Raw genomic sequence first — 24739 nt, 5'->3', positions numbered from 1 at the left:
GGCTTGTGCTACTCGGCTTGAGCGTGGCGGTGCGTGCTGGTCTCGGGCGAGTAGACGAGGTCGTCGGCGGCGCACCGACGGGTCCGCGTGCCGAGCCAACTGCCCCAGCCCAGTGGCTGATCGCGGCCGAGCGTGTTGCCCGTGACCTGATCTGCTGCCAGCACGAGTCTTAGATCCCACGCCCATTCGAGCCCGATGTACTGACGCACCCAGTCCGTCAGTTGGCGCGCCCGCCGCGTGCCGGGCAATAACGCGAGGTACGCCTCGCGCGACAGCGGCCCGACTCTGATCTCGAACTTCGCGTGGGCGTCGAGCGCGGCGATGCCGAGCATCGCGCCCGCGCCGAGTCTCTGAGTGTTCGCACGCGTGCGGAGTGTCGTGCGCTGCCGCGCGCCGACCGGTATCCAGTGCGGCACATGCTCGACGATCTCCACGGGTACGCCGAGATAAGCGCGCAGGATCTGCCGCAGTCCTTCGGGATTGCGGGTTTGCCGCACCAGGTGAGCTGCCATGGAGTATTTGGCGTGGTCGGGAATCTCGTCGCGCCGGCGCAATGCCGGTAAGCCGAGATGGACGAGACTCGCGAGATAGTCGTCGAAGCGCGCGCCTTCCCGGCGGTCCAGACTGACGGTCGGCTGGGCATCGGCCCACACGCGATAGAACAGCAGGATCAACCGATGATGAAACACGTCGGCGAACGCCGTGAGGGTGCGGTCGTCATAGTTGCGAGCCCGGTCGCGGGCGAATTCGGTCAGATGCAGCGGCAGCGGCCCGTTCGGTCCGAACAGGCCGAAGCTGTAGATCGACACCTGCGGCAGAACGCCTGCGCGCGGTGCGGTGGCGCAGGCCAGCGTGGACGGCGCGAAGGCGAGCGACGGCTGTTGACCGAGCCGTACCGGTTCGTCGGCGGGATGCGTGGCGCGCCCGAGCGGCACCCGGCCGCCGGCGCGGGCATCGAGCCAACGCAACAGGTGGTACAGATCGTAGGCGTGCGGCGCGTCGGCAACGCGCTGCCAGAAGCGTCGCAGCGACTCGCCGGCGCTTGCGCTCAGGCTGTCGGCCGGCGGCCGATGCGGGGTTCCCATCGTCTCACTTCTCCACGTTGCAGGGTTGCCACCACGAGTTCGCTAAAACTGTTCAAGGACACATGGCGCGCGAAGAACTGCTCCAGCACCGCACCAAACAGATAGGTGCTGGCGCCCGCGAAAGCCAGTTCGTCGAGTAGCAGCGAGACGCACACGCCACGGCCGAACATCAGCGGGCCAGCTTGCGGCAAGCGGCGGTGGACTGCTTCGATCCGCACGCTGCGAATGCCCTGGATCTGCTGCAGCAGCCCGGGGTCTGCCGCGCCCGCATACAGTTCAAGCAACTCGCGCAAGGCCTGGGCGCCCTGGGCGCCGTCCAGGTCGGTCAGCGTCAGATAGTTGAGACCGAGGTGACTGATCAGCCGCCAGGCGATCTCGTTCTCGGCGATCGCCGGACGCGGCGGGGTGGGTCCGCGCAGCACCTTGATGGCTGCGACCGGCGCCGACATGCGCAAGCTGAAATCGCTGCTGCCGGCGAGCGGCATCAGCAGAGCGAGGTCGCGATTGGTACAGAGCGCGTCGACGCAGATGTGCCGCAAGTCGTCCGGGAAAGGCGCTTCGTGCTGGTCGACGAGCGACACGTAAACCTCGCTGCCCGTATAAGGCGTGCGTGGACTGCCATGGTCGCTGCGGCCGCCCTGGCCGGCGACGAGACGCGGTTCGCGACGCAGCGAAAAGTACCGGCCGTGGTCGTCGGGATCGTCGGACAGGGTGCCGTAGAACGAGCGGAATTCGCAGGTTCGGCCGTCCGGCTGCAAATGCCCGGTCACCTTGTCGACGCCGTAGATTTCGTAGTCCAGCGGCCGCGTGCGATCCACCACCAGATGATGCTCGTAGCGTTGCGTCGAGACGGCGATGCGGTCCGTCCGCTTCGGGAACAGATTGATCGCGGGCGTGCAGAAGAGCGAGAGACTGCGTGGATCGACGGCGCGCTCGAGTTCAGGCGCGGCGCGATCGAATAGCAACGTCAACGAGCACGTATTGCCCTCTATGCGTTGCAACGCGCGACGCAAGTGTTTGATGCTGAAAAACAGGTAGCGCGCCGGAAAGGCGAAATACTCGTGCAGCAGCCGGTAGCCGTTGAACGAGCGAGACCCGTAGGGCAGCAGGGCCTGGCTGGCGTCGAATCCTTCATGGCGGATGGCGTCTTCGTCCAGCAACGACCATCCGGGCTGGGTCTGCGACGCGTCATGACAGATCACGCCCACGCAGTGGCCCAACACCAGTTCGAGGATCTGCAGCGCCTGGGTTTCGGGTGCGCTGATGAAAAACGACAACGCGTCGAGCGGCAGGTCCTTGAATCCGGTCGCGCCGCAGGTCTGCAGACGGATGCGCAGTGCACCACGCACGCGGCCTGCGAGGCCCGTTTGCGCCAGCGGCAAATCGCCTGGCTCGCCGCTCATTTTCAGATCGGTGAGACTCAGCGGCCACAGGGTGACGTCATGCGCGGTGCGGAATTCGCATGCCGTCTGGCCGCCTTTGGCCAGGTTGGCGCGCAACGGCGTTCCCGCCAGCAGCGTATAGCCGGATTGCAAGCTACCTTCGCGCAGGTTCGGCTGAATGGCTACGACTGCCATCGAGGGCAGCGGGGCAAGATAGTTCGGATAGACAACGTCGAGCAGGCGCTGCGAGAAACGGGGGAATTCCGCGTCCAGTTTCAAGTGGATGCGTGCGGTCAGGAAGCTGAATCCTTCAAGCAGGCGTTCCACGTAGGGATCGACGGACTCCGCGCCGCCCATACCCAGATGGCGGGCGGTCTGCGGGAATGCCTCGGCGAATTCGGCGCCGAGTTCGCGCAGGTAAGCGAGTTCGCGGTTGTAGTAGTCGAGCAGACGCGCGTCCATCAAGCTACGCCTTGCGAGCGCAATGCAATCTGGCCGCTTTCCAGATCGAGCGCCGCGCGAACCCGCAGCGCGGGCGCGGATGGGTTCGACCGCAACTGGCCGGAAATCTCCAGCGACAACGCGTGGGCGTGTTGTCCATTCTCCGATGCGCTGCAGCGGACTTCGAGGCTGTCGGCGAGGATGCGCGGTTCGAACCGGACGATGGCCTCCCGCACCGCGCATTCGATCTGGGTCCACTCCACCCCCGATGCCGATGCCCCCACGAGCGTCCCCACACCGAAATTCACGACGGAGCGCTGGACGTGCGGATAGGCATCGAGGTCGCCGGTGGTGTCGAGGTTTGCGCTGTTCAGTAGCCAGCTCAGATCGCGCAGAATCGCGTCGCGCAGCATGGCGCGCGGGTTCGCGAGTCCGCTATCGAACTCATGCGGTTGCAGAAGCCGATGATCGGTCAGCCGATCGAGTAACGACGGCTGGGTGTCGGCGCGCCTTTCGGCTTGTGTCTCGCGCCGCGCGCGCACTGCGTGCCGATGCTCATGCTCATGCAAGGGATTGACCTGGTTCACACTCATTTCTCGCTTTGGGCTGTGCCGCGCGCACGGGCGTCAGTGATCGACCCGCCCGTTCGCGCGGCGCGCTCGCCGATGGTCCGGCTCCGTCAGACTTCGCGGTTTTCCTTGATGTCCCAGGCCAGCACGCTTTCGCCGCCCTTGGTGCCCTGGTCGGTCTGTTCCCAGTACTGCTTGCGGACCTTCGCCGCCTGAAAGCCGTAAGTGATCTTGACGGCTTCCGAGGCCTTCGCGGCGCCCTGCTGCACGGAGGTCACGAGAACTTCTGAGAGCGTGATCCGGAGGTACTCGATTTGCGTGCCGCCCGCCTTGCACACGGAGATCACCACCTTCGGCAGATGCTTGCCGTTCGCGCAATACTTCAGGACGGCCGGTGCGGCCTTGTCGAGAAAGGTCTCCACCTGCAGGTCGTTGTAGCTGACCTTGCCGATCCCGCCGCCGCTGCCGGTGGCCATGTTGCCTGGCTGCATGGCGCCCCATGAGTACGACTGGATATCGATCCAGCCCTTATGGTTGGCGTCTTTGGACTCACCGGCTACGCCGTCTACCCACATATACATATCAACTGACATTGCATGCCCTTTCAGGTTTGGGATTGTTAGAAGCAATCGCCATGGTTAAAGCAATCACGCTGCAACAGCACCGTCCTTGAGCGCCGGCAACTTCGAAATCAACCTCAACGAGACCGTTAGACCTTCTAATTGATAATGCGGGCGCAAGAAAAATTTGGCGCTGTAGTAGCCGGGGTTATCCTCGATGTCCTCCACGCTCACATGGGCGGCAGCGAGCGGCTTTCTCGCCTTGGTGTCCTGTGAAGAGTTCACGGGGTCGCCGTCCACGTAATTCATGATCCAGTTGTTGAGCCACGCTTCCATCTCGCCGCGTTCCTTGAAGGAACCGACCTTGTCGCGCACGATGCACTTGAGGTAGTGGGCGAACCGGCAGCATGCGAACAGATAGGGGAGGCGGGCGGCCAGTTTCGCGTTGTCGGTCGCGGTGGGATCGTGATACTCGGCTGGCTTTTGCAGCGATTGCGCGCCGATGAAGGCCGCGCAATCCGAGTTCTTGCGATGGACGAACGGCATGAAGCCGTTCTTGGCCAGTTCCGCTTCGCGCCGGTCGCTGATGGCGATCTCGGTGGGGCACTTCATGTCGACGCCACCGTCGTCCGTGGGAAACGTGTGGGCGGGCAGGCCTTCTACTGCGCCGCCCGATTCCACGCCGCGAATCGACGTGCACCAGCCGTAATGCTTGAACGAACGATTGATGTTCGTCGCCATGGCATACGCCGAGTTGATCCAGGCGTAGCGCTCATGAGTGGCGCCTTCCGTGTCCTCCTCGAAATCGAAGGCGTCCACCGGGTTGATGCGCGAGCCATAAGGCAGACGCGCGAGGAAGCGCGGCATGGTCAAGCCGAGGTAGCGGGAATCGTCCGCTTCGCGCAGATGGCGCCAGGCCGCGTACTCGCTATTCTGAAAAATCTTGCTGAGGTCGCGCGGGTTGGACAGTTCCTGCCACGACTCCATTTGCATGACCGCGGGCGATGCGCCGGTAATGAACGGGCAATGCGCGGCGGCGGCAATCCTGGCCATCTCGCCGAGCGTCTCGATATCCGGCGGACTGTGGTCGAAATAATAGTCGCCGACGAGGCAACCTAGCGGCTCGCCACCGAACTGGCCGTATTCCTCCTCATACACTTTCTTGAAGAGGGGACTTTGATCCCACGCGACGCCTTTGTAGCGCCTGAGCATGCGGTTCAGTTCGGACTTCGTGATCGGCATGTAACGAATCTTCAGCAATTCGTCGGTTTCGGTGTTGTTGACCAGGTAGTGCAGGCCGCGCCACGACGACTCCAGTTTCTGGAAGTCTTCGTGGTGAATAATCGTGTTGATCTGCTGGGAGAGTTTCCGGTCGATCTCGGCGATGATGGTCTGAATGGTCTGGTAGGCATCGTTCGAAATGACGACCGCATTTTCCAGCGCCTGCAGTGCGAGCGTTTTCACCGCCGTATCGATCGCTTCCCGCGCCTGCTCCGTGCGTGGATTGAACTGGTTCATCAGCATGGCTGACAAATTGCCGGGTAGCAGGGTTTGTATGGCGGGCTGCTGTTCGATGGAGTCTGTGTCGTTCATGGGGATCTTCCAGCCAACGCTGATGAAATGGGATGGGGCTTGATCGTGGCGTTACTGCGACTCGTCCGCCGCGGAGCTTGACGTACCCGCGATCGTTCTAAGCAAGGTGGGGTCTTTCAGGGTCTGCGTGATCAACTCCTCGGCGCCACTCTTGCCGTCCATATAGGAAAGCAGATTGGATAGTTGCAAACGGGCCTCCAGCAACTGGTTCAGAGCCGGCACCTGCCTCGCGATGCTGGCCGGCGAAAAATCCTCCATGCTTTCGAAGGAGAGATCGACGGCCAGCAGGCCGTCGCCCGAGATTTCGTTCGCCACATGCAGGGCGACGCGCGGCTGGATCGATTTGAGGCGTTCGTCGAAGTTATCGACGTCGATCTCGAGGAACCGGCGCTGTTCGAGGTCCGGCAAGGGTCTGGTCGACTTGCCGGCCAGGTCGGCGATCACCCCCATCACGAACGGAATTTCGACCTTCCGCTCGTTGCCGTAAATTTCGACGTCGTATTCGATCTGCACCCGCGGGGCGCGGTTGCGGGCGATGAATTTTTGCCCGGTTGCGCTCGCTTTCAAGGCGCGTGAATTGGCCATGCTGATGTCCTCCAATGATTGGGCTTGCGATTGCGCCAAGGCGCCCGTATGTCAATTGTTGAGATGAGCGGATGCCGTGTCAGGCTGACCTGACCACATGCTTAGCTGGGGGAGTGCAGCCGGCGCCATATCGCGGACGATCTCGTAAAAACTCATGTGCATCAGACGTTGCGCACGGCGTATCAACAGGGGCGCTGGGTGACCCGGCTCAGTCCGTTCCAGGTAGGCGCAGGCGCTATCTAATGCGAGCAGGACGTCGTCGCGCGAGCGTATGGGGGTGTTTGCCCATGAGCCTTCGTGGCCGGCGTTGTTCTGTGCAGCGGACTGACCCGTGGGCGTGGTTGGGGGCACAGTTGTGGGCGCTGGCGGCGCGGGCGGCGCCGAGGCGGTCTGAGCGGCCGGTGGCGACGCCGGCGTATCGCGCAGGGCGCCGCGGATGGCGTGGTACACCACCCTTAGCGGGTTTTCGATTGCACTGAGATCGGGGACCCACGCGGCATCGAGCTTCGCGAGAATCTGCCGACGAATCCGCTCAACGGTCTGCAGCAAGCGCGGCACGACCTCTAGTTCCGTGTGCGCGGCCCTGAGAGCGACGAGCAATTCCGCCTGAAGGCTACCGCTCGCCACCGGCAACGCGCTGGCTGCGGAAGGCTTGCCGTTCTCGAGAATCGCGGCAGCGTCGCGCAACGAAAGCGGGGCGGATTTCCATGTCAGCAACGGCGCGGCACGTACGCTGCGCGCGAGCGTCTGTGGGTCGGTCAGCGCGGCAAGAGCATTGATTCGCAGGTGCGGATCGAACTCGCCCGCCGTCTCGAGACGGGGATGAAGCGTGCCCCAGTGCTGCTCGAGTACGTCGGCCGTGAGCGCAAGGCCTCTCGCATAGCCGGCGAGCCCGTTGATTTCCGTCCACGCCAAGGTGATCAGGGCAATGATCCGCAAATCCGTGGTGCGTTTCAGCAGACCCGCGGCTTCCCGCTCGACGTGCCGCCAGTCGGGCGCCGTGGCGGGAATCAACGTGTCGCCGAATTGCTGCTCCGGCATGCCGACGGCCGCTTGCTGCAGCGAGATGAACGCGGCGTCATATTCAAGATCGGGGCCGCAAGTCTGATCAAGGCTGATCGAGCCGGCGAGGTCGAAGTCGATAGCGTCTCTCAAGAAAACTCTCCATCGGGCTTTAGGAGTGAACGGGAAAATCGGACGCAGGGATCAGAATCAATCTGATTTATTTCTTAAGAAATCGATTTTGTTCTGATAAAACAATCAATAATCCTAAGCATTGGAGGAAAAATTAAGAGTGAGTGGGAATTTTATTGAGATCTCAGTTATCGGCTTCGAAGCGGGAGCGTGATCAAGATTCTGCGGGCCTTTGACGACGATGGCACGCAAGGCAGGGATTGCCTCTCAAGCGGATAATTATCATTAGCATGCCGAATGATAATGCAATGGTTTCATCAGTGATGAGATGTTAAGGCTGCTTACTTCACATTGCAAGGGTTGATGCATCGCAAAAATATAATTCGCTATCCGAATTGTATTGAAAATAAGAATTTTATAATTTGCAGTGAAATGTCCCGATCGCGTTTAATGGAACGTCGCGTGGGTGGTTTGTGGTTTGCGAGGGGCGGTGGAAGTCGCGGGGCGCCGTTTCGATCACGCCCCGCTATGACGATGAACGATGACGTTTCACAAGGCGCGACGAATGGATTCGGCCCGCGCGCTATTCGCGTCGCCAAGCGACGGCGGTATCCGAGCGGCAGTCTGGCGAATGTGGGGAGTGTGCGATGAGGTCTTTGGCCGGCGCTCGACCCGCGCGGCAGACACACGAGACCGCTAGACACGCGAGCTCAAATCAAGGCGCCCAAAACAAAAAACCGCCCAGCAAGCTGGGCGGTTTCTGCCTTGATCTAACAAGGAAATCTGGTCGGGGTGAGAGGATTCGAACCTCCGGCCTCTACGTCCCGAACGTAGCGCTCTACCAGGCTAAGCTACACCCCGATGGGTACTGCTGTACTCGACTCGGACTAATCCGGCGTTTCAGTCTCGTTCAAGACTGTCTTGCCGTCGAGTAAGAACATAATTCTAGCAGGCTATCTTTGAAAATGGAATCGGGAAACGAAGAAATTGCTGCGGCCGCGGCCTGGGCTTCCTGTTTGGCGCATTCCAGCGTGTGATCCAGCGCGCCCGAGCGGGTAATTGCCTCGAAGATAGTCTCGAACCGGTCCGTACCGCCCTGTTCGATCGCCTCGCGCGCCAGGGCCGACTGTTCCGGCGTGCCGCGTTCGATCAGGTAAATGAGCGGCAGGGTGGGCTTGCCTTCGCGCAGGTCGTCGCCGGCGTTTTTGCCCATGGATTCCGCCGTCCCCGTGTAGTCGAGCCAGTCGTCCATGATCTGGAACGCCGTGCCGATGCGCCGGCCGAATTCCGCCGCGGCGGCTTCCGTGGTGGCGTCGACCCCGGCGAGGACCGCGCCGAGCTGGGCGGCCGCTTCGAACAGCTTGGCCGTCTTGTAGCGGATCACCTGCATGTAGCGGGCTTCGTCCACGTCGGCATCATGCATGTTGAGCAACTGCAGGACTTCGCCTTCGGAGATGATGTTGGTCGCTTCCGCGAGGATCTCCATCACCCGCATCTTGCCGACCCCGACCATCATCTGGAACGAGCGCGAGTACAGGAAATCGCCCACCAGCACGCTCGCGGCGTTGCCGAACAGGGCGTTGGCGGTCTGACGGCCGCGCCGCAGATCGGATTCGTCCACCACGTCGTCGTGCAGCAGGGTAGCCGTATGGATGAATTCGACCACCGCGGCCAGTTCGTGCCGGTACCCGGTGGTTTCACCCAGCGCACCCGCCACCAGCAACAGCAGCGCGGGACGCAGGCGTTTGCCGCCGGCACTGATGATGTACTCGGAAATCTGATTGATCAGCATCACCTCGGACGCCAGGCGGTGCCGGATGACGCGGTTCACCTGCTCCATGTCTTCGGCAATCGGGGCGAGCAGGCTGGCGGCGTTGGGAGAGGGGGTGGCAGTCGACGACATGATGGCTGATTTGGGTAGTGCCGCGAATTATAAGGCGAATCGCGACAGTTCCGGGCCGCAGCCTGCGGGATGGACCCGCGGCCCCCCGCCCGGCTGGGCTCTACGAGGCTGCACCGCGCCTGTCAACGAGTTTTGACCGCGCAGCTAACTCTATGTATAATCACGGGTTTCCGCGCGTGGTGCGTGGGAAAAATGAACACAGAGTGAGGTTCTCAATGTACGCGGTCATAAAAACCGGTGGCAAGCAGTATAAAGTTGCCGTCGGCGAAAAACTTAAAGTAGAACAGATACCGGCAGACATTGACGCTGAAATCACGCTCGACCAGGTTCTCGCAGTGGGCGAAGGCGAATCGATTAAGTTCGGTACGCCGCTGGTCAGTGGGGCTTCCGTCAAGGCTACCGTCGTGTCGCAAGGTCGTCACGCCAAAGTGACTATCTTCAAGATGCGTCGCCGGAAGCACTACCAGAAGCATGGCGGCCACCGCCAGAACTACACCGAACTGCGCATCGACGCGATCAACGCGTAAGCGCACCGGTTAAGGAGCTAACAAATGGCACACAAAAAGGCAGGCGGATCGTCACGTAACGGCCGCGACTCCGAGTCGAAGCGTCTCGGCGTGAAGGTTTACGGCGGTCAAGCCATCAACGCTGGCGGCATCATCGTGCGTCAACGTGGCACGCGTATGCACCCGGGCGAAAACGTCGGTATCGGCAAGGATCACACCTTGTTCGCGCTGACGGACGGCCACGTCAATTTCTCGACGAAGGGCGCAGCGAAGAAGCACATGGTCAACGTCGTCCCGGCAGCAGTCTGAGTTTACTCAGGCACGGGCTTCAGGACCGGAAAAAGGCCCCGCGAAGTTAGCGGGGCCTTTTTCATTGCAGGTTCATAGCGGTATGTGTTGTCGTGAGTCCGCGCGGATGGCCGATCGGTCGATTGTCCAACGCACAGCGGGCACGGCAAAATAGCAACAGACACGGGACGGAGTTACGCATGAAGTTCATTGACGAAGCGAGGATTGAAGTCATCGCCGGCGACGGAGGGGATGGCAGCGCGTCGATGCGCCGCGAGAAGTTCGTCCCGTTCGGTGGCCCGGATGGTGGCGATGGCGGCCGCGGCGGTAGCGTCTACGCAGTGGCGGACCGCAACATCAACACCCTGATCGATTACCGCTACGCGAAGAAGCATCTGGCGCGCAACGGCGAAAACGGCCGCGGTGCGGATTGCTACGGCAAGGGCGGCGACGACATCACGTTGCGCATGCCGGTGGGCACGATCATCTCGGACATGGAAACCGGCGAACTGATCGCCGACCTGACCGAGCACAACCAGAGCGTCCAGATCGCGCAAGGCGGAGCGGGCGGCCTTGGCAACCTGCATTTCAAGTCCAGCACGAACCGCGCGCCGCGTCAGAAAACCGACGGCAAGCCGGGCGAGCGCCGGATGGTGCGTCTCGAATTGAAGGTGCTGGCCGACGTCGGTCTGCTCGGCATGCCGAACGCCGGCAAGTCCACATTCATCTCGTCGGTGTCGAACGCGAAGCCGAAGATTGCCGATTACCCGTTCACCACGCTCGCGCCGAATCTCGGTGTGGTGCGGGTCGGCCCGAGCCGCAGTTTCGTGATCGCCGACATTCCCGGCCTGATCGAAGGCGCGGCGGAAGGGGCGGGCCTGGGTCACCAGTTCCTGCGCCATTTGCAGCGCACCGGCTTGCTGTTGCACATCGTCGACATCGCGCCGTTTGACGAGGCGGTCGATCCCGTCGTGGAAGCCAAGGCGATCGTCAACGAACTGCGCAAGTACGACGAATTGCTGTTCGAGAAAACGCGCTGGCTGGTGCTGAACAAGATCGATATGGTGCCGGAAGACGAGCGCGAAGCGCGCGTCTCGGCGTTCCTCGAAGGCTTCGGCTGGGACGGGCCGGTGTTCGAGATCTCGGCGCTGACCGGCCAGGGTTGCGAAGCGCTGTGCTACGCGGTGTATGACCACATCGCCGCCCATTCGGACGCGCAGCGCCAGGCCGAGGCGGAAGATCTGGCTGCAGACGTGCGTTTCCGCGAGAAGGCGGCAGCCGCAGGTTCGGCTGAGCCGACCGAGCCGCCTGCGCCGCAGGAATAAAGCATCGCTTGGGCGCCGGCGGGTTCGTCATGGACCGCCGGCCAGCATCACGCATTATCTTGGGAGACCGCGCACAATGCGTTCCGTCATCGCAGACTCCAGGCGATTGGTAGTGAAAGTCGGGTCGAGCCTCGTCACGAACGACGGGCGCGGCCTCGATCATGCCGCGATCGGTCGCTGGGCGGCGCAGATCGCTGCGTTGCGCGCGCAGGGCAAAGAGGTCGTGCTGGTGAGTTCGGGGGCGATCGCCGAAGGCATGCAGCGGCTTGGCTGGACCAAACGTCCGCGCGAAATCGACGAACTGCAGGCGGCCGCCGCGGTGGGGCAGATGGGGCTCGCACAGGTGTATGAAAGCCGCTTTGCCGAACACGCCATCCGCACGGCGCAGATTCTGCTGACCCACGCCGACCTGGCCGACCGCGAACGTTATCTGAACGCGCGTTCCACCTTGTTGACGCTGCTGCGCCTCGGCGTGGTGCCGATCATCAATGAGAACGACACGGTCGTCACCGACGAAATCAAGTTCGGCGACAACGACACGCTCGGCGCGTTGGTGGCGAACCTGATCGAAGGCGACGCGCTGATCATCCTCACCGATCAGCAGGGGTTGTTCACCGCCGATCCGCGCAAGGATCCGTCCGCCACGCTCGTCCAGCAGGCCGACGCCGGGGCGCCGGAGCTCGAGGCGATGGCCGGTGGCGCGGGGTCGAGTCTCGGCCGTGGCGGCATGTTGACCAAGATTCTCGCCGCCAAGCGGGCGGCGCATAGCGGCGCCAATACCGTGATTGCGAGCGGCCGCGAGCCGGACGTGCTGGCGCGTCTGGCCACGGGTGAGGCAATCGGCACCCAGCTGATTGCGCGCACCGCACGGATGGCGGCGCGCAAGCAATGGATGGCCGATCACCTGCAGGTGCGCGGGCACGTGGTGATCGACGACGGCGCGGTCGAGAAGCTGACGGAAGGCGGCAAAAGTCTGCTGCCGATCGGCGTGGTCGGCGTGCAGGGCGCGTTTGCACGCGGCGAGGTGATTGCCTGCCTCAGCGCGGCGGGCCGCGAGGTGGCGCGCGGCCTCACGAACTACAGCAGCGCCGAGGCCAAGCTGATTCAGCGTCGGCCGAGCGGCGATATCGAGGCCGTACTCGGCTATATGCTGGAACCCGAGTTGATCCACCGCGACAACCTTGTGCTGGTCTGATTCAGGCGGTCGTCGCGGGTAAGGCGGCGGTATCGCAAAAAAGCCGTTCCAGTCAGACTGGAACGGCTTTTTCTTTTGCTCCTCGCTGCGTAGCCCCGAAAGACCAGACACGCTACGACGCGTGCACGCTCAACGAATCTGCGAGGCGGCGGTCTTTTTATAGCGCATGTTTTCGAGAATCAGCTTGGCCGCGCCGGTCGGCGCCTTGTTCGCGCAGAAATAGTCCTGATAGAGCGACGCCTGATAGCCGTTCAGCGCGCTGTCTTCGATTCGCGCAAACGGCGTAGCGACAGTACTGTCCCAGCCGTCGTGATCCGCATTGAGAGCGGCGTACTGGCGCCACTCGTACGTATCGCAGCGAATCCCTTCGTAGTTCACGTTGTGCGCGCCGCTCGGGCTCGTCACCACCACCGTGTAGCGCACCACGCCATCATTGCCGACCGACAGCGACTTCGCGTCCACCGCGAAGGTCAGCGGCGTGTTGCCGGACACATCGAACGGAATCAGATTGGACGCCAGCGGCAGCGACGGCAACGTGTCTACGTTGTTTTCCTTCCAGTTGGACGTGCGGTCGAACAGATACGTAAACGCGCTGTCATCCTTGTTGGTGGGTTTGGGTGTGCTCGAACAACCAGCCAGCAGGGTGCCGGTGGCGACGCACGCCACGACGAGAGCAAGTGCTTTCAATATGGTTTCCTTGAAACGCCGGTGCGGCAGTCCATGAGCCGCACCGGCAGATGCGGTGCAGAAAGCCGCACCGGGTTTAGTCGCGCAGACCCGGCTGGGTCAGGGTGTTGTCGGCAGGGCCGCAATCGGACTCGATCGTCGTGCGAATCGTAGTCTCGACCGTCACGGTCGTTACCGACATCTCCTGCAGTTCCGTCGCGGTCGACGCTATCCGTGGATAGCGAGGCCCGTGATGGCCGCCAGGTTTTTCCGAACGCGGCGCAGCACGGCGCAGAAAACGGGATAGTTCCGTCAACGCCAACTGATATACATCCCGCTTGAACTCGATCACACAGTCGAGCGGCACCCAGTACTCGTTCCAGCGCCACGCATCGAACTCCGGATGATCGCAGGCGCGCAGGCAAATGTCGCAGTCGCGCCCTACCATCCGTAGCAGGAACCAGATCTGTTTCTGGCCGCGGTAATGACCGCGTACTTCACGCTTGATGAACTTGTCCGGCACCTCATAGCGCAACCAGTCGCGCGTGCGACCGATGATCTTGACGTGCTCCGGAAGCAAGCCGGTTTCTTCGTGTAACTCCCGATACATCGCTTGCACTGGGGTCTCACCGTACTTGATGCCCCCTTGCGGAAACTGCCAGGAATGTTCACGGAGCCGTTTGCCCCAAAACACCTCGTTGTGCGCGTTCAAGAGGATGATGCCGACGTTCGGGCGAAAGCCTTCACGATCCAGCATACAACCACCTTCGAATCCTTTAAAATTGCTTTGATTATAAACAGATAACGGACCTGACGCACCGAATCGCACCAGATTGGAACGATTCGCCGCAAAGGGGGCGCGTTTGCGGTAGCCTGTGGGCCATCCGGCGCAGCGGCACTGTGCTTGCACTGCAGGGCAGGGTTTGCGACGGCCTCGGCCTAAGGGTTTGTCCGCAGGGTTGCCACGTGTTCGTGACGTTTTTGTCGCGCGTTTGTCGAATTCCCCACCGTTTTCACCTTTCGGGCGGTCGCTCCGGCGCCGCCGCTTTTGGAAAATTCTGAATGAAAGCTTCCCGTTTCTTTATCGGCACCCTCAAAGAAGCCCCCGCCGACGCCGAAATCGTCAGTCACAAGCTCATGGTGCGCGCCGGCATGATCCGTCGCGTGGCCGGCGGGATCTATAACTACCTGCCGGTCGGCCTGCGCTCGATCCGCAAGGTGGAAGCCATCGTGCGTGAGGAAATGAACCGGGCAGGCGGCATCGAACTGCTGATGCCGGCCGTGCAGCCGGCTGAACTGTGGCAGGAATCGGGCCGCTGGGAAAAATACGGGCCGGAACTGCTGCGCTTCAAGGATCGCAAGCAGACCGACTTCGTGATCGGGCCGACGCACGAGGAAGTGGTGACGGACATCGCCCGTAACCAGATCAAGAGCTACCGGCAGATGCCGGTGAACTTCTATCAGATCCAGACGAAGTTCCGCGACGAGATCCGTCCGCGTTTCGGCGTGATGCGCGGCCGCGAATTCATCATGAAAGACGCGTACTCGTTCGACAAGGACCAGGACGGCCTGAAAGAGTCGTATCGCAAGATGTACGACGCCTATGTGCGCATTTTCACGCGCCTGGGTCTCGACTTCCGTGCGGTGGCGGCGGACAACGGTTCGATCGGCGGCAGCGGCTCGCATGAGTTCCACGTGATTGCCGACACCGGTGAAGACGCGATCGCCTATTGCCCGACCTCGGAATTCGCGGCCAACGTCGAAGCGGCTGAAGCCTTGCCGCTGATCGCCCAGCGCGCGGCGCCCGCTGAAGAGATGAAGAAGACCGCCACGCCGGGCAAGGCGAAGTGCGAAGCGGTGGCTGAACTGCTGAACATCCCGCTCGAGCGCACCATCAAGTCCATCATCCTCGCCACGGAAAACGAAGGCGCCGAGCCGACCATCTGGCTGTTGATGCTGCGCGGCGACCACGATCTGAACGAGATCAAGGCGTCCAAGCAACCGGGTCTGGCCGAGTTCCGCATGGCGACGGAAGCGGAAATCGTCGCGACCTTCGGTACGCCGCCGGGCTATCTGGGCCCGATCCACACGAAGAAGCCGGTCAAGGTGATCGCGGACCGCACGGTCGCGAACATGAGCGACTTCGTGGTCGGCGCGAACGAGGTGGATTACCACATCACCGGCGTGAACTGGGGCCGCGATCTGCCGGAGCCGGTCGTCGCGGATATCCGCAACGTCAAGAAGGGCGATCCGTCGCCGGACGGCAAGGGCGTGATCGACATCTGCCGCGGCATCGAAGTGGGCCACGTGTTCCAGCTCGGCAAGAAGTATTCGGAAGCCATGAACGCCACGTATCTGGACGAAACCGGCAAGCCGCAGCCGATGGAAATGGGCTGCTACGGCATCGGCGTCACGCGTATCCTCGGCGCGGCGATCGAACAGAACTTCGACGACAAGGGCATCATCTGGCCGGAAGCGATTGCGCCGTTTGAAGTCGTGCTGTGCCCGATGGGCTATGACCGCAGCGAAGCCGTGCGCGAGCAGGCCAACAAGCTCTATGCGGAACTGGTCGCAGCCGGTGTTGACGTGATTCTCGACGATCGTGGCGAGCGTCCGGGCGTGATGTTCGCCGACTGGGAGCTGATCGGCGTGCCGCACCGTCTGGTGATCGGCGACCGCGGCCTGAAGGACGGCAAGATCGAGTATCAGGGCCGCCGCGACACCGAAGCGACGCTGCTGCCGGTCGAAGGCGCAGCGCAGGCGGTGACGGAGAAGGTTCGCGCAGCACTGGCGAACTAGGCGGAGAGGGCGGTGGAGTACACCTTCCTGTCTGCGACCGTCCTGCTGATTCTGATTACCGACCCGCTAGGCAACATCCCGCTCTTCGTCAGTTGCCTGCGCGGGGTGGCGCCCAAGCGGCGCGCGGTGGTCATTCTGCGCGAGGTGGCGATTGCGTTTGTGATCCTGCTGGCGTTCATGGTGAGCGGCGAGCGCTTTCTGCGGATGATGAACCTGACCGACCAGTCTTTGCGGATCGGCGGCGGTATCGTCCTGTTTCTGATCGCGCTCAGGATGGTATTCCCGCACCCGGACGGTCCGTTGGGCGGCGACACCCGCGGCGGCGAGCCGCTGATCGTGCCGCTCGCCATCCCGGCATTGGCCGGTCCCTCGGCGCTTGCCACGGTGATGCTGTTGACGTCCCAGGCGCCCGGCAAAATGCTCGAATGGATCGGCGCGCTGTGCGTCACGATGATTGTCTGCGCGATCGTGCTGATGCTGGCGGAGCGCATTCAGAGCTGGCTGGGCGAGCGCGCAATGATGGCGTTCGAGCGGCTGATGGGCCTGGTGCTGGTGGCGATCTCGGTGGAGATGATGCTCGGTGGCATCCGGTCTTTCGTGCATCAACTCTGAGTCGGCCGCATCGACAAACAACGGCGACAAACAAAAAAGCGGCCCACGCGCGGGCCGCTTTTTTTCTGCACGGCCGGGTCGATCCAGCCGCGCTCAAACCTTAAACACCCAACTTCAAACCAGCTTCGCTTACGCCCCGTCGGTCAACGCACGAATCGTGGGCAGATTGCGCCAGTATCCCTTCGCGTCCATCCCGCAGCCGAACACATAGCGGTCCGGCACTTCGAAGCCGCAGAAGTCCGGGCGCAGCGGCTTGGCCTTCGGAATGATCTTCTCGCACAGCACCGCGCTCATAAAGCGCTTCGCGCCCATGTCGAGGATGCGGTCGCGGATCGCGGCCATGGTCTCGCCTTCGTCGAGGATGTCGTCGAGCACCAGCACGACACGGTCCTTCACCGACTCCGCCGGCGCCACGCGCCATTGCATCTCGCTGCCGCCCTTGGTGGTGTTGCGGTAGCGGGTGAGGTGGATGTAGTCGAATTCGAGCGGGAAATCGAGGTGCGGCAACAGCATGCCGGTGAACACCGCCGCGCCGCCCATCACCGACAGCACGAGCGGGAACTCCTCGCTCATTTCGGCAGCGATGGCCGCGGCCATTCCGCTGATCGACGCGTTGACGTCCTGGGCCGAAACGATTTCTTCGGAGTGGCTGAATATGTGGAGAGCTTCTTCGCGATTCATGACGTCTGGCGGGGAGTATCTGTATACATTAGTGTAAAAAGAACAACTGCGATAACGACGGCGCGCGCTACAGCATATACCCGCGCTTCCGGAAACGCGCGCCCTGGTCGTAGAGATGACCCGCGGCAACGCCGGCCGGATCGTCCCGGGGCCTGGCTCGGCTCTAGCGCATGCCGGGCAGCATGCCCTTCATGCCGCGCATCATCTTCTGCAGGTTGCCGCCCTTCAGCTTCTTCATCATGGTGCGCATCTGCTCGTACTGATTCAGCATCCGGTTGACCTCCTGCACCTGCACGCCCGCGCCCGCTGCGATGCGGCGCTTGCGGGTGGCCTTGATCAGCTCCGGCTTGGCGCGCTCGGTGGGCGTCATCGAATTGATGATGCCTTCCATGCGGCGCATCTGCGACTCGGCCATGCCCATGTTGGCGCCGGCGGCGGCCTGCTGGAATTGTGCGGGCAGCTTGTCCATCAGCGACGACAGGCCGCCCATGCTCTTCATCTGCGTGAGTTGGGCGCGGAAATCGTTGAGGTCGAAGTCGCCGCCTTTCTTGACCTTGTTGGCGAGCTTCTGCGCGGCTTCTACGTCGACGCCGCGCTGCGCTTCTTCGACGAGGGCGAGAATGTCGCCCATGCCGAGAATCCGGTTCGCCATCCGGTCCGGATAGAAAATTTCCAGACCGTCGAGCTTTTCGGCGACGCCGACGAACTTGATCGGCTTGCCCGTCACATGGCGCACGGACAACGCCGCACCGCCGCGCGAATCGCCGTCGAGCTTGGTGAGCACCACGCCGGTGAGCGGCAGCGCGTCGCTGAATGCCTTGGCGGTGTTGACCGCGTCCTGGCCGAGCATCGCGTCGACCACGAACAGCGTTTCCGCCGGCTTCAGCTCAGCGTGCAGCGCCGCGATTTCCTGCATCATCGCTTCGTCGATGCCGAGACGGCCGGCCGTGTCGACCAGCAGCACGTCGTGATAGTGGCGCTTGGCCCAGTCCACCGCGGCACGCGCGATATCCACCGGCTTCTGGTCCGGCTCGGACGGGAAGAAGTCCGCGCCGACCTGCTCGGTCACCGTCTTCAACTGCGCGATAGCGGCGGGGCGGTAGACGTCGCAAGAAACCGTAAGCACTTTTTTCTTGTACTTCTCGCGCAGGAGCTTGGCGAGCTTGCCGACCGTAGTAGTCTTACCCGCGCCCTGCAGACCGGCCATCAGGATGACGGCGGGCGGCGTGACGGCGAGATTGAGTTCGACTGCCTTGCCTTCGTAGTCGCCGCCGATGATCGCGGTCAGCTCGCGCTGCACCACGCCGACCAGCGCCTGGCCAGGCGACAGGCTGCTGATGACTTCCTCGCCGAGCGCCTTTTCCTTCACCTTGGCGATGAATTCGCGCACGACGGGCAGCGCCACGTCGGCCTCGAGGAGTGCGAGGCGCACTTCGCGCAGCATCTCCTGGGTGTTGGCCTCGGTGAGCCGGGCTTCGCCGCGCAGCGTCTTGACGACGCGCGCCATCCGTTGAGTCAGATTGTCGAGCATGGGGAGCGATGAACAGTGCGGCCGGAGCTGGGCGCGAAGCGGGACACGTCGCGGAACTGGGGCCTAGTGTAAACTTCGAATATGGATATTGTACTGTATGCCCTCACTGCGCTCCTGTACGGCGGTCTTGCCGTCGCGGGCTGGCGCTCGCACCGGCACACCGTGTTGCGTCCGGCGTTAGAGAGCGTGCCGGCCCTGCCGGCCGCGGCTGGCGGGCCGGCGGTCGCGGCGTTCAGCGCGCCGGGCCGCTTGCTGCTGTTCGTCGCCCTGCTCGCGCACGGCGTCCTGCTGCATACCACCATCTTCCCGCAGGACGCGATGGTGTTCGGTTTCGCGTTCGCGCTCTCCGCGATGTTCTGGCTCGGGGCCGGCATCTACTGGATCGAAAGTTTTTTCTTCCCGCTCGACGGTTTGCGCCTGCTCGTGTTGCCGCTCGCCTGCGTCGCCTCGTTGCTGCCGCTCGGCTTCGGCGGGGTGCACGTGCTGTCGTATGCGGCCGACCCGATGTTCAAGCTGCACTTCCTGATCGCCAACATCGCTTATGGCCTGTTTGCGATCGCGGCGCTGCACGCGGTGCTGATGCTGCTGGTGGAGCGGCGCCTGCATGCGATGCGCGGCGGCGTGCTGCAGCGTCAGGGCGCCGCGGCCGGCAACGGCTGGCTGTCGAGCTGGCTCGATACGCTGCCGCCGCTGCTCACGCTGGAAAAGCTGCTGTTCCGTCTGATCAGCGCGGGCTTCGTACTGCTCACGCTGACCTTGCTCTCGGGCATCCTGTTCAGCGAGCAACTGGTCGACCGCGCGCTGCGGCTCGATCACAAGACCGTGTTCGCGATTCTTTCGTGGTTGATGTTCGGTGCGCTCCTGACTGCTCGCAAGGTGTCGGGCTGGCGCGGCCGCGCGGCGTTGCGCTGGGTGCTGGCGTCGTTTGTGGCGCTGCTGCTCGCCTACGTCGGCAGCCGTTTCGTTTTCGAGGTGCTGCTGCACCGCCCTGTGGTGTGATCGTTCCATGCGACAAATTTTTCTGCTGATCCTGTTGTTCGTCGTCGGTCAATGGCTCGTCAAGGCGCTGCGTCGTGCCGACGCGCACAACGCGCAGCGCACCGGCGCGTCCGGTGGTCCCGCCGGCGGCCGCGCCGCGGGCAATGGCGCGGGAGCGCAGGCACGCGCGGCCAAAGCGCCGCGGCTGCCCGAGCCGATGATCCGCTGCGTCGAGTGCGGCGTACACGCGCCGGCGAGCGACTCGATCGTGGTGGCCGGCGAGCCTTTTTGCTGCACCGCTCACGCGCAGCGTCACGCCGCGCGACCGACAGGCCGCGACGCCCGATGAGCGTCGGCTTCACGGTCGACGAACAAGGTTGGGTGCCGACCGCGCGCAAGCTGCCGTCGCCGAACTTCGAAGCGCGTCCCGAAGGCGCGGTGCCGAGCCTGGTCGTGGTCCACAATATGAGCTTGCCGCCTGGCGAGTTCGGCGGCGCCGCGATTGCCGAGCTCTTTCTGAACCGTCTCGATTGCGATGCTCACCCGTACTACGACACCCATCTGCGTGGCGTGCGGGTGTCGGCGCATTTCGTGATCCGCCGCGCCGGCGAGCTCGAGCAATACGTCTCGTGCGAGCAGCGCGCGTGGCATGCGGGCGCGTCGAACTTTTTCGGCCGCGAGCGCTGCAATGATTTTTCGATCGGCATCGAGCTGGAAGGCACCGACGCGGTCGCATTCGAAGCCGCGCAATACGAGACGCTCGGCGCGCTCGTGAAGGCGCTGACCACCCGCTATCCGATCGCCGCACTCGCGGGACACTCGGACATCGCACCGGGTCGCAAGACCGATCCTGGGCCGCATTTCGAGTGGCCCCGTCTGCAGCGCGACACCGCGCTCGCGGATCAGTACTTCCCCTATCTCAAGTTTTTCAAAACGCCGTAACGGCCCTTCGCGCGACTTTGCGTGATGCGAGGAGAGCGAGGCGCAGCCTTGTTCTCCGGGGAGTCGGCTCGCGCCGGGCGATGCAAATGTCAAGCCTTGAAAAACAAATAAAACGATTTGACCTGTCTTGAAACTACACTATACTTGGTGCCAGAAATTCAGTTTCGCACTATATCTTGTGTCTGGTGTGTATAACTCTGTGCATAACTGAGTGCATAAGTTACGCGGCGCCCCGGCTCGTCGAGCATGGCGCCGCAAGCATTCCAGGCGGCGAAAAAATTCCTGTGGCGCAGCCGGTAGAGAGAACCGGCCGCATCCAGAAGCATTCGGGAAAGGGGCTTAGCCAGTGATCGCGACACAGACGATGAAGACCATCAACAAATCGAATTTGGCTTCATCGCTGTCGCATCCCGCCACCGGGCTCAGCCGGTCTCTTTCCTGCACCCCATCGCTTGCGCTCGCGGCGGCGCAGCGTTCGTACTAATCCGCGAATACTCTTCGCACACTTCCAGGACCAGGAGCTTTGCACATGCAAACCACCGATAACGTGACGACCCGGTACGAGGGCGCACCCACTGGCCAGACCTTCGGCCAGGCACAAGGCGCACAGGCGCTCGCGTCGCAAACGAGTTTCGCCGACTACAAGGTGATCCGTCGCAATGGCAGCGTGGTGTCGTTCGAGCCGTCGAAGATCGCCATCGCCGTGACCAAGGCATTCCTGGCCGTCAACGGTGGTCAAGGCGCGGCCTCGGCTCGCGTGCGCGAACTGGTCGAGCAACTCACGCAAAGCGTGGTCCGCGCGCTGCTGCGCAGCCGCCCGAACGGCGGCACCTTCCATATTGAAGACATTCAGGATCAGGTCGAACTCGCGCTGATGCGCGGCGGCGAGCACAACGTCGCGCGCGCCTACGTGCTGTATCGCGAGAAGCGCACCCAGGAACGCGGCCATGACGCGGTGGAAGCGCCGAACGGTTCGCTGGGCCTGAGCGTCACCGACGGCGGCGTGACGCGTCCGCTGGATATGGTGGCGCTGCGCGACATCATCGAATCGGCCTGCGCCAACCTGGGCGACGCGGTGAGCGCCGAGCCGATCGTGGCGGAGACGGTGAAGAACCTGTACGACGGCGTGCCGATGAGCCAGGTCTACGACTCGGCCATCCTCGCTGCGCGCACGATGATCGAAAAGGACCCGGCGTACAGCCAGGTCACCGCCCGCATCCTGCTGCACACCATCCGCCGCGAGATCCTCGAAGAGGAAGTCACGCAGGCTGAAATGGGCACGCGTTACGCCGAGTACTTCCCGACCTTCATCAAGCGCGGCGTGCAAGCCGAGCTGCTCGACGAGAAGCTGCAACAGTACGACCTGAAGCGCCTCGGCGCCGCGCTCGACGCCGACCGCGACCTGCAGTTCGGCTACCTCGGCCTGCAAACGCTGTACGACCGCTACTTCCTGCATAGCGACGGCGTGCGCATCGAAATGCCCCAGGCATTCTTTATGCGTGTGGCGATGGGCCTGGCGCTGAACGAGATCGACCGCGAAGCGCGCGCCATCGAGTTCTACAACGTGCTGTCGAGCTTCGACTTCATGTCGTCCACGCCTACTTTGTTCAACTCGGGCACGCGCCGCTCGCAACTGTCGTCGTGCTATCTGACGACGGTGGACGACGACCTCGACGGCATCTACGAAGCGCTGAAGGAAAACGCGCTGCTGTCGAAGTTCGCCGGCGGCCTCGGCAACGACTGGACGCGCGTGCGTGCCCTCGGCTCGCACATCAAGGGCACCAACGGCAAGTCGCAAGGCGTCGTGCCGTTCCTGAAGGTGGTCAACGACACGGCCGTGGCCGTGAACCAGGGCGGCAAGCGCAAGGGCGCGGTGTGCGCGTACCTGGAATCGTGGCACCTGGACATCGAAGAATTCCTCGAGCTGCGCAAGAACACCGGTGACGACCGTCGCCGTACCCACGACATGAACACGGCGAACTGGATTCCCGACCTGTTCATGAAGCGCGTGCACGAAGGCGCGGACTGGACGCTGTTCTCGCCGTCCACCTGCCCGGATCTGCACGACAAGTTCGGCGCCGAGTTCGAAGCGGCTTACACGGCTTACGAAGACAAGGTCGCCCGCGGCGAGATCAAGCTGTTCAAGAAGATCCCGGCGGCGCAACTGTGGCGCAAGATGCTCGGCATGCTGTTCGAAACCGGCCACCCGTGGATCACGTTCAAGGATCCGTGCAACATCCGTTCGCCGCAGCAGCACGTGGGTGTCGTCCATTCGTCGAACCTTTGCACGGAAATCACGCTGAACACCAGCGACGCCGAAATCGCCGTCTGCAATCTGGGCTCGGTGAATCTGGTCGCCCACCTGAAGGAACAGGCCGACGGCACGCTGGTGCTCGACCACGACAAGCTGAAGCGCACCGTCAGCGTGGCGATGCGCATGCTCGACAACGTGATCGACATCAACTACTACGCGGTCGCCAAGGCGCGTAACTCGAACCTGAAGCACCGTCCGGTGGGCATGGGCATCATGGGCTTCCAGGACTGCCTGCACCTGCTGCGCACGCCGTACGCGTCGGAAGAAGCGGTCAAGTTTGCTGATACGTCGATGGAAGCGGTCTGCTATTACGCCTACTACGCGTCGACCGAGCTGGCCGAAGAGCGCGGCCGCTACTCGAGCTACCGCGGCTCGCTGTGGGATCGCGGCATCCTCCCGCAAGACACGCTGAAGCTGCTGGCCGACGCGCGCGGCGGCTACGTGGAAGTGGATTCGAGCGAGTCGATGGACTGGACGGAGCTGCGTGCGCGCATCGCCACCCACGGCATGCGCAACTCGAACTGCGTGGCGATCGCGCCGACGGCGACGATCTCCAACATCATCGGCGTGTCGGCTTGCATCGAACCGACCTTCCAGAACCTGTATGTGAAGTCGAACCTGTCGGGCGAGTTCACGGTGGTCAACGACTACCTGGTGCGCGACCTGAAGGCGCGCGGCCTGTGGGACGAAGTGATGGTCGCCGACCTGAAGTACTTCGACGGCACGCTCTCGCGCATCGACCGTATCCCGGCCGACCTGCGCGCCATCTACGCCACCGCGTTCGAAGTCGACGCAACGTGGCTGGTCGAAGCGGCCTCGCGTCGCCAGAAGTGGATCGACCAGGCGCAGTCGCTGAACATCTACATGGGCGGCGCGTCGGGCAAGAAGCTCGACGAGGTCTACAAGCTCGCCTGGCTGCGTGGTCTGAAGACCACGTACTACCTCCGCACGATGGCGGCGACCCACGTCGAGAAGTCGACGGTGGCGCACGGCGCGCTGAACGCGGTGAGCTCGGGCGGCAGCGAAGGCTCGGGCGGTGCGGGTGGTGTTGGGGGCGGCGCGGCGGGTGGCTTCAGCATCGCCGGCGGCGCGTCGTCCGGCGGTCTGCAAGCGGCAGCAGCGGCGCCGGCGATCGTCGTCGAAGCGGCTCCCGAAGCCGACGGTCCGGTGTGCATGATGCGTCCGGGCGATCCTGGCTTCGACGAGTGCGAGGCTTGCCAGTAAAAGTCGGGTGTCGATGCCTGGCGTTCGTCGGGCATCGACCGGGCACTTGTCTTGTGCCCGGCAAGCAGCAGTAACCCGCGGCAACACAGATTACCAGGCAACACGAAGCGCTCGACATGAAGCGCTCAGCAAGCGAGCAAGCAAGCGAACCACCCACGCTCGTCCGATCTCACGGCTCGTTGAACTTTGCCTTGCTCGTGCGGACGAAACAGCAACAGCCAGGGCAACACACAGAGGCCAGGCAACACCGTTTGCAGTGCATCGAAATCACTTCGACTCGATGCACTCTCGAGAGAGCGAAGCACTTCGACGACACATGTTTTGATCGCTTCGCACGAGGCGTCAGAGACAGTCTGTTGACCAAAGTGTTGTATGAAGGTCGCAACGCGAATCGAAAACAGGATTTTTCATCAGCGAACTCTTTTA

At 62.9% G+C, this 24739-nt stretch carries 22 protein-coding genes and 1 tRNA gene; 10 read left to right on the top strand and 13 right to left on the bottom strand.

What is annotated here, in order from left to right:
• Window positions 1–8: 8 nt before the first annotated feature.
• The 9 genes from tssG to P3T42_RS15635 form a co-directional block, all read right to left on the bottom strand.
• Window positions 9–1085, bottom strand: coding sequence for a type VI secretion system baseplate subunit TssG (gene tssG / locus P3T42_RS15675; RefSeq protein WP_429306536.1), 1077 nt, complete (start codon window positions 1083–1085; stop codon window positions 9–11).
• Window positions 1049–2929, bottom strand: coding sequence for a type VI secretion system baseplate subunit TssF (tssF, locus tag P3T42_RS15670; protein ID WP_429306535.1), 1881 nt, complete (start codon window positions 2927–2929; stop codon window positions 1049–1051). Before tssF ends, tssG begins: the two co-directional genes overlap by 37 nt.
• On the bottom strand, window positions 2929–3501 hold the full coding sequence (tssE, locus tag P3T42_RS15665) for a type VI secretion system baseplate subunit TssE (protein ID WP_429306534.1): 573 nt from the start codon (window positions 3499–3501) through the stop codon (window positions 2929–2931). Before tssE ends, tssF begins: the two co-directional genes overlap by 1 nt.
• 86 nt (window positions 3502–3587) lie before the next feature.
• A complete protein-coding gene (locus tag P3T42_RS15660; protein WP_074302611.1) occupies window positions 3588–4070 on the bottom strand; it encodes an Hcp family type VI secretion system effector in 483 nt (160 codons plus the stop codon).
• 54 nt (window positions 4071–4124) lie between these two features.
• A complete protein-coding gene (gene tssC / locus P3T42_RS15655; protein ID WP_074302609.1) occupies window positions 4125–5630 on the bottom strand; it encodes a type VI secretion system contractile sheath large subunit in 1506 nt (501 codons plus the stop codon).
• 51 nt (window positions 5631–5681) lie between these two features.
• Complete coding sequence (gene tssB, locus P3T42_RS15650) at window positions 5682–6215, bottom strand: type VI secretion system contractile sheath small subunit (RefSeq protein ID WP_429306533.1); 534 nt, start codon at window positions 6213–6215, stop codon at window positions 5682–5684.
• 51 nt (window positions 6216–6266) lie between these two features.
• Window positions 6267–7370: a type VI secretion system protein TssA gene (tssA, locus tag P3T42_RS15645; protein WP_429306532.1), complete on the bottom strand. Its 1104-nt coding sequence runs from the start codon at window positions 7368–7370 to the stop codon at window positions 6267–6269.
• A 763-nt stretch (window positions 7371–8133) separates the two neighbouring features.
• Window positions 8134–8210, bottom strand: a tRNA-Pro gene (locus P3T42_RS15640).
• Window positions 8211–8259: 49 nt separating this feature from the next.
• Window positions 8260–9252 carry a polyprenyl synthetase family protein gene (locus P3T42_RS15635; protein ID WP_074302603.1) on the bottom strand — a complete coding sequence of 331 codons (993 nt, stop codon included), beginning with the start codon at window positions 9250–9252 and terminating at the stop codon, window positions 8260–8262.
• A 215-nt stretch (window positions 9253–9467) separates the two neighbouring features.
• Between P3T42_RS15635 and rplU the strand changes: the two genes are divergently transcribed.
• From rplU to proB, 4 genes are all read left to right on the top strand, one after another.
• Complete coding sequence (rplU, locus tag P3T42_RS15630; protein WP_007180329.1) at window positions 9468–9779, top strand: 50S ribosomal protein L21; 312 nt, start codon at window positions 9468–9470, stop codon at window positions 9777–9779.
• Window positions 9780–9803: 24 nt separating this feature from the next.
• Window positions 9804–10067 carry a 50S ribosomal protein L27 gene (gene rpmA / locus P3T42_RS15625; RefSeq protein ID WP_007180330.1) on the top strand — a complete coding sequence of 88 codons (264 nt, stop codon included), beginning with the start codon at window positions 9804–9806 and terminating at the stop codon, window positions 10065–10067.
• 179 nt (window positions 10068–10246) lie between these two features.
• The gene (gene cgtA / locus P3T42_RS15620; RefSeq protein ID WP_074302601.1) at window positions 10247–11371 is read left to right on the top strand and encodes an Obg family GTPase CgtA; all 1125 of its coding nucleotides are present in this window, start codon (window positions 10247–10249) and stop codon (window positions 11369–11371) included.
• 76 nt (window positions 11372–11447) lie between these two features.
• Window positions 11448–12566, top strand: coding sequence for a glutamate 5-kinase (proB, locus tag P3T42_RS15615; RefSeq protein ID WP_429306531.1), 1119 nt, complete (start codon window positions 11448–11450; stop codon window positions 12564–12566).
• A 129-nt stretch (window positions 12567–12695) separates the two neighbouring features.
• Here the strand turns inward: proB and P3T42_RS15610 are convergent, their stop codons facing one another.
• Complete coding sequence (locus tag P3T42_RS15610) at window positions 12696–13253, bottom strand: CNP1-like family protein (protein ID WP_429306530.1); 558 nt, start codon at window positions 13251–13253, stop codon at window positions 12696–12698.
• A 76-nt stretch (window positions 13254–13329) separates the two neighbouring features.
• Complete coding sequence (locus P3T42_RS15605; RefSeq protein WP_074302595.1) at window positions 13330–13989, bottom strand: RNA pyrophosphohydrolase; 660 nt, start codon at window positions 13987–13989, stop codon at window positions 13330–13332.
• A 305-nt stretch (window positions 13990–14294) separates the two neighbouring features.
• On the opposite strand from P3T42_RS15605, the gene P3T42_RS15600 reads away from it, so the two are divergent.
• Window positions 14295–16031, top strand: a complete 1737-nt coding sequence (locus tag P3T42_RS15600; protein WP_074302593.1) for a proline--tRNA ligase — start codon at window positions 14295–14297, stop codon at window positions 16029–16031.
• 12 nt (window positions 16032–16043) lie between these two features.
• A complete protein-coding gene (locus P3T42_RS15595) occupies window positions 16044–16643 on the top strand; it encodes a MarC family protein (protein ID WP_074302591.1) in 600 nt (199 codons plus the stop codon).
• 129 nt (window positions 16644–16772) lie between these two features.
• Here the strand turns inward: P3T42_RS15595 and P3T42_RS15590 are convergent, their stop codons facing one another.
• Together P3T42_RS15590 and ffh are read right to left on the bottom strand one after the other, a co-directional pair.
• Complete coding sequence (locus P3T42_RS15590) at window positions 16773–17324, bottom strand: hypoxanthine-guanine phosphoribosyltransferase (protein WP_074302589.1); 552 nt, start codon at window positions 17322–17324, stop codon at window positions 16773–16775.
• Between the two features lie 163 nt (window positions 17325–17487).
• On the bottom strand, window positions 17488–18855 hold the full coding sequence (ffh, locus tag P3T42_RS15585; RefSeq protein WP_429306529.1) for a signal recognition particle protein: 1368 nt from the start codon (window positions 18853–18855) through the stop codon (window positions 17488–17490).
• An 81-nt stretch (window positions 18856–18936) separates the two neighbouring features.
• Between ffh and P3T42_RS15580 the strand changes: the two genes are divergently transcribed.
• From P3T42_RS15580 to P3T42_RS15565, 4 genes are all read left to right on the top strand, one after another.
• Entirely contained in the window at window positions 18937–19854 is a 918-nt protein-coding gene (locus tag P3T42_RS15580; RefSeq protein WP_074302585.1) for a cytochrome C assembly family protein, read from the top strand.
• A gap of 7 nt (window positions 19855–19861) precedes the next feature.
• Entirely contained in the window at window positions 19862–20182 is a 321-nt protein-coding gene (locus P3T42_RS15575) for a PP0621 family protein (RefSeq protein WP_074302583.1), read from the top strand.
• Window positions 20179–20775 carry a 1,6-anhydro-N-acetylmuramyl-L-alanine amidase AmpD gene (gene ampD, locus P3T42_RS15570; RefSeq protein WP_429306528.1) on the top strand — a complete coding sequence of 199 codons (597 nt, stop codon included), beginning with the start codon at window positions 20179–20181 and terminating at the stop codon, window positions 20773–20775. The genes P3T42_RS15575 and ampD overlap by 4 nt, the downstream gene beginning before the upstream one ends.
• Window positions 20776–21304: 529 nt before the next feature.
• Entirely contained in the window at window positions 21305–24313 is a 3009-nt protein-coding gene (locus tag P3T42_RS15565; RefSeq protein WP_429306527.1) for a ribonucleoside-diphosphate reductase subunit alpha, read from the top strand.
• Window positions 24314–24739 lie beyond the last annotated feature (426 nt).

The organism is Paraburkholderia sp. GAS38, from assembly GCF_050434965.1.
Taxonomy (GTDB): domain Bacteria; phylum Pseudomonadota; class Gammaproteobacteria; order Burkholderiales; family Burkholderiaceae; genus Paraburkholderia; species Paraburkholderia phenazinium_A.
Note: the sequence above shows the minus strand (reverse complement) of the source record. Positions and strands in the feature narration are given on the sequence as shown.

Bases quoted from the DNA above. Each gene is read 5' to 3' on its own strand.
- tssG (WP_429306536.1), bottom strand. From the start codon at position 1,085: ATGGGAACCCCGCATCGGCCGCCGGCCGACAGCCTGAGCGCAAGCGCC.
- tssF (WP_429306535.1), bottom strand. From the start codon at position 2,929: ATGGACGCGCGTCTGCTCGACTACTACAACCGCGAACTCGCTTACCTG.
- tssE (WP_429306534.1), bottom strand. From the start codon at position 3,501: ATGAGTGTGAACCAGGTCAATCCCTTGCATGAGCATGAGCATCGGCAC.
- P3T42_RS15660 (WP_074302611.1), bottom strand. From the start codon at position 4,070: ATGTCAGTTGATATGTATATGTGGGTAGACGGCGTAGCCGGTGAGTCC.
- tssC (WP_074302609.1), bottom strand. From the start codon at position 5,630: ATGAACGACACAGACTCCATCGAACAGCAGCCCGCCATACAAACCCTG.
- tssB (WP_429306533.1), bottom strand. From the start codon at position 6,215: ATGGCCAATTCACGCGCCTTGAAAGCGAGCGCAACCGGGCAAAAATTC.
- P3T42_RS15635 (WP_074302603.1), bottom strand. From the start codon at position 9,252: ATGTCGTCGACTGCCACCCCCTCTCCCAACGCCGCCAGCCTGCTCGCC.
- rplU (WP_007180329.1), top strand. From the start codon at position 9,468: ATGTACGCGGTCATAAAAACCGGTGGCAAGCAGTATAAAGTTGCCGTC.
- rpmA (WP_007180330.1), top strand. From the start codon at position 9,804: ATGGCACACAAAAAGGCAGGCGGATCGTCACGTAACGGCCGCGACTCC.
- cgtA (WP_074302601.1), top strand. From the start codon at position 10,247: ATGAAGTTCATTGACGAAGCGAGGATTGAAGTCATCGCCGGCGACGGA.
- proB (WP_429306531.1), top strand. From the start codon at position 11,448: ATGCGTTCCGTCATCGCAGACTCCAGGCGATTGGTAGTGAAAGTCGGG.
- P3T42_RS15605 (WP_074302595.1), bottom strand. From the start codon at position 13,989: ATGCTGGATCGTGAAGGCTTTCGCCCGAACGTCGGCATCATCCTCTTG.
- P3T42_RS15600 (WP_074302593.1), top strand. From the start codon at position 14,295: ATGAAAGCTTCCCGTTTCTTTATCGGCACCCTCAAAGAAGCCCCCGCC.
- P3T42_RS15590 (WP_074302589.1), bottom strand. From the start codon at position 17,324: ATGAATCGCGAAGAAGCTCTCCACATATTCAGCCACTCCGAAGAAATC.
- ffh (WP_429306529.1), bottom strand. From the start codon at position 18,855: ATGCTCGACAATCTGACTCAACGGATGGCGCGCGTCGTCAAGACGCTG.
- P3T42_RS15580 (WP_074302585.1), top strand. From the start codon at position 18,937: ATGGATATTGTACTGTATGCCCTCACTGCGCTCCTGTACGGCGGTCTT.
- P3T42_RS15575 (WP_074302583.1), top strand. From the start codon at position 19,862: ATGCGACAAATTTTTCTGCTGATCCTGTTGTTCGTCGTCGGTCAATGG.
- ampD (WP_429306528.1), top strand. From the start codon at position 20,179: ATGAGCGTCGGCTTCACGGTCGACGAACAAGGTTGGGTGCCGACCGCG.
- P3T42_RS15565 (WP_429306527.1), top strand. From the start codon at position 21,305: ATGCAAACCACCGATAACGTGACGACCCGGTACGAGGGCGCACCCACT.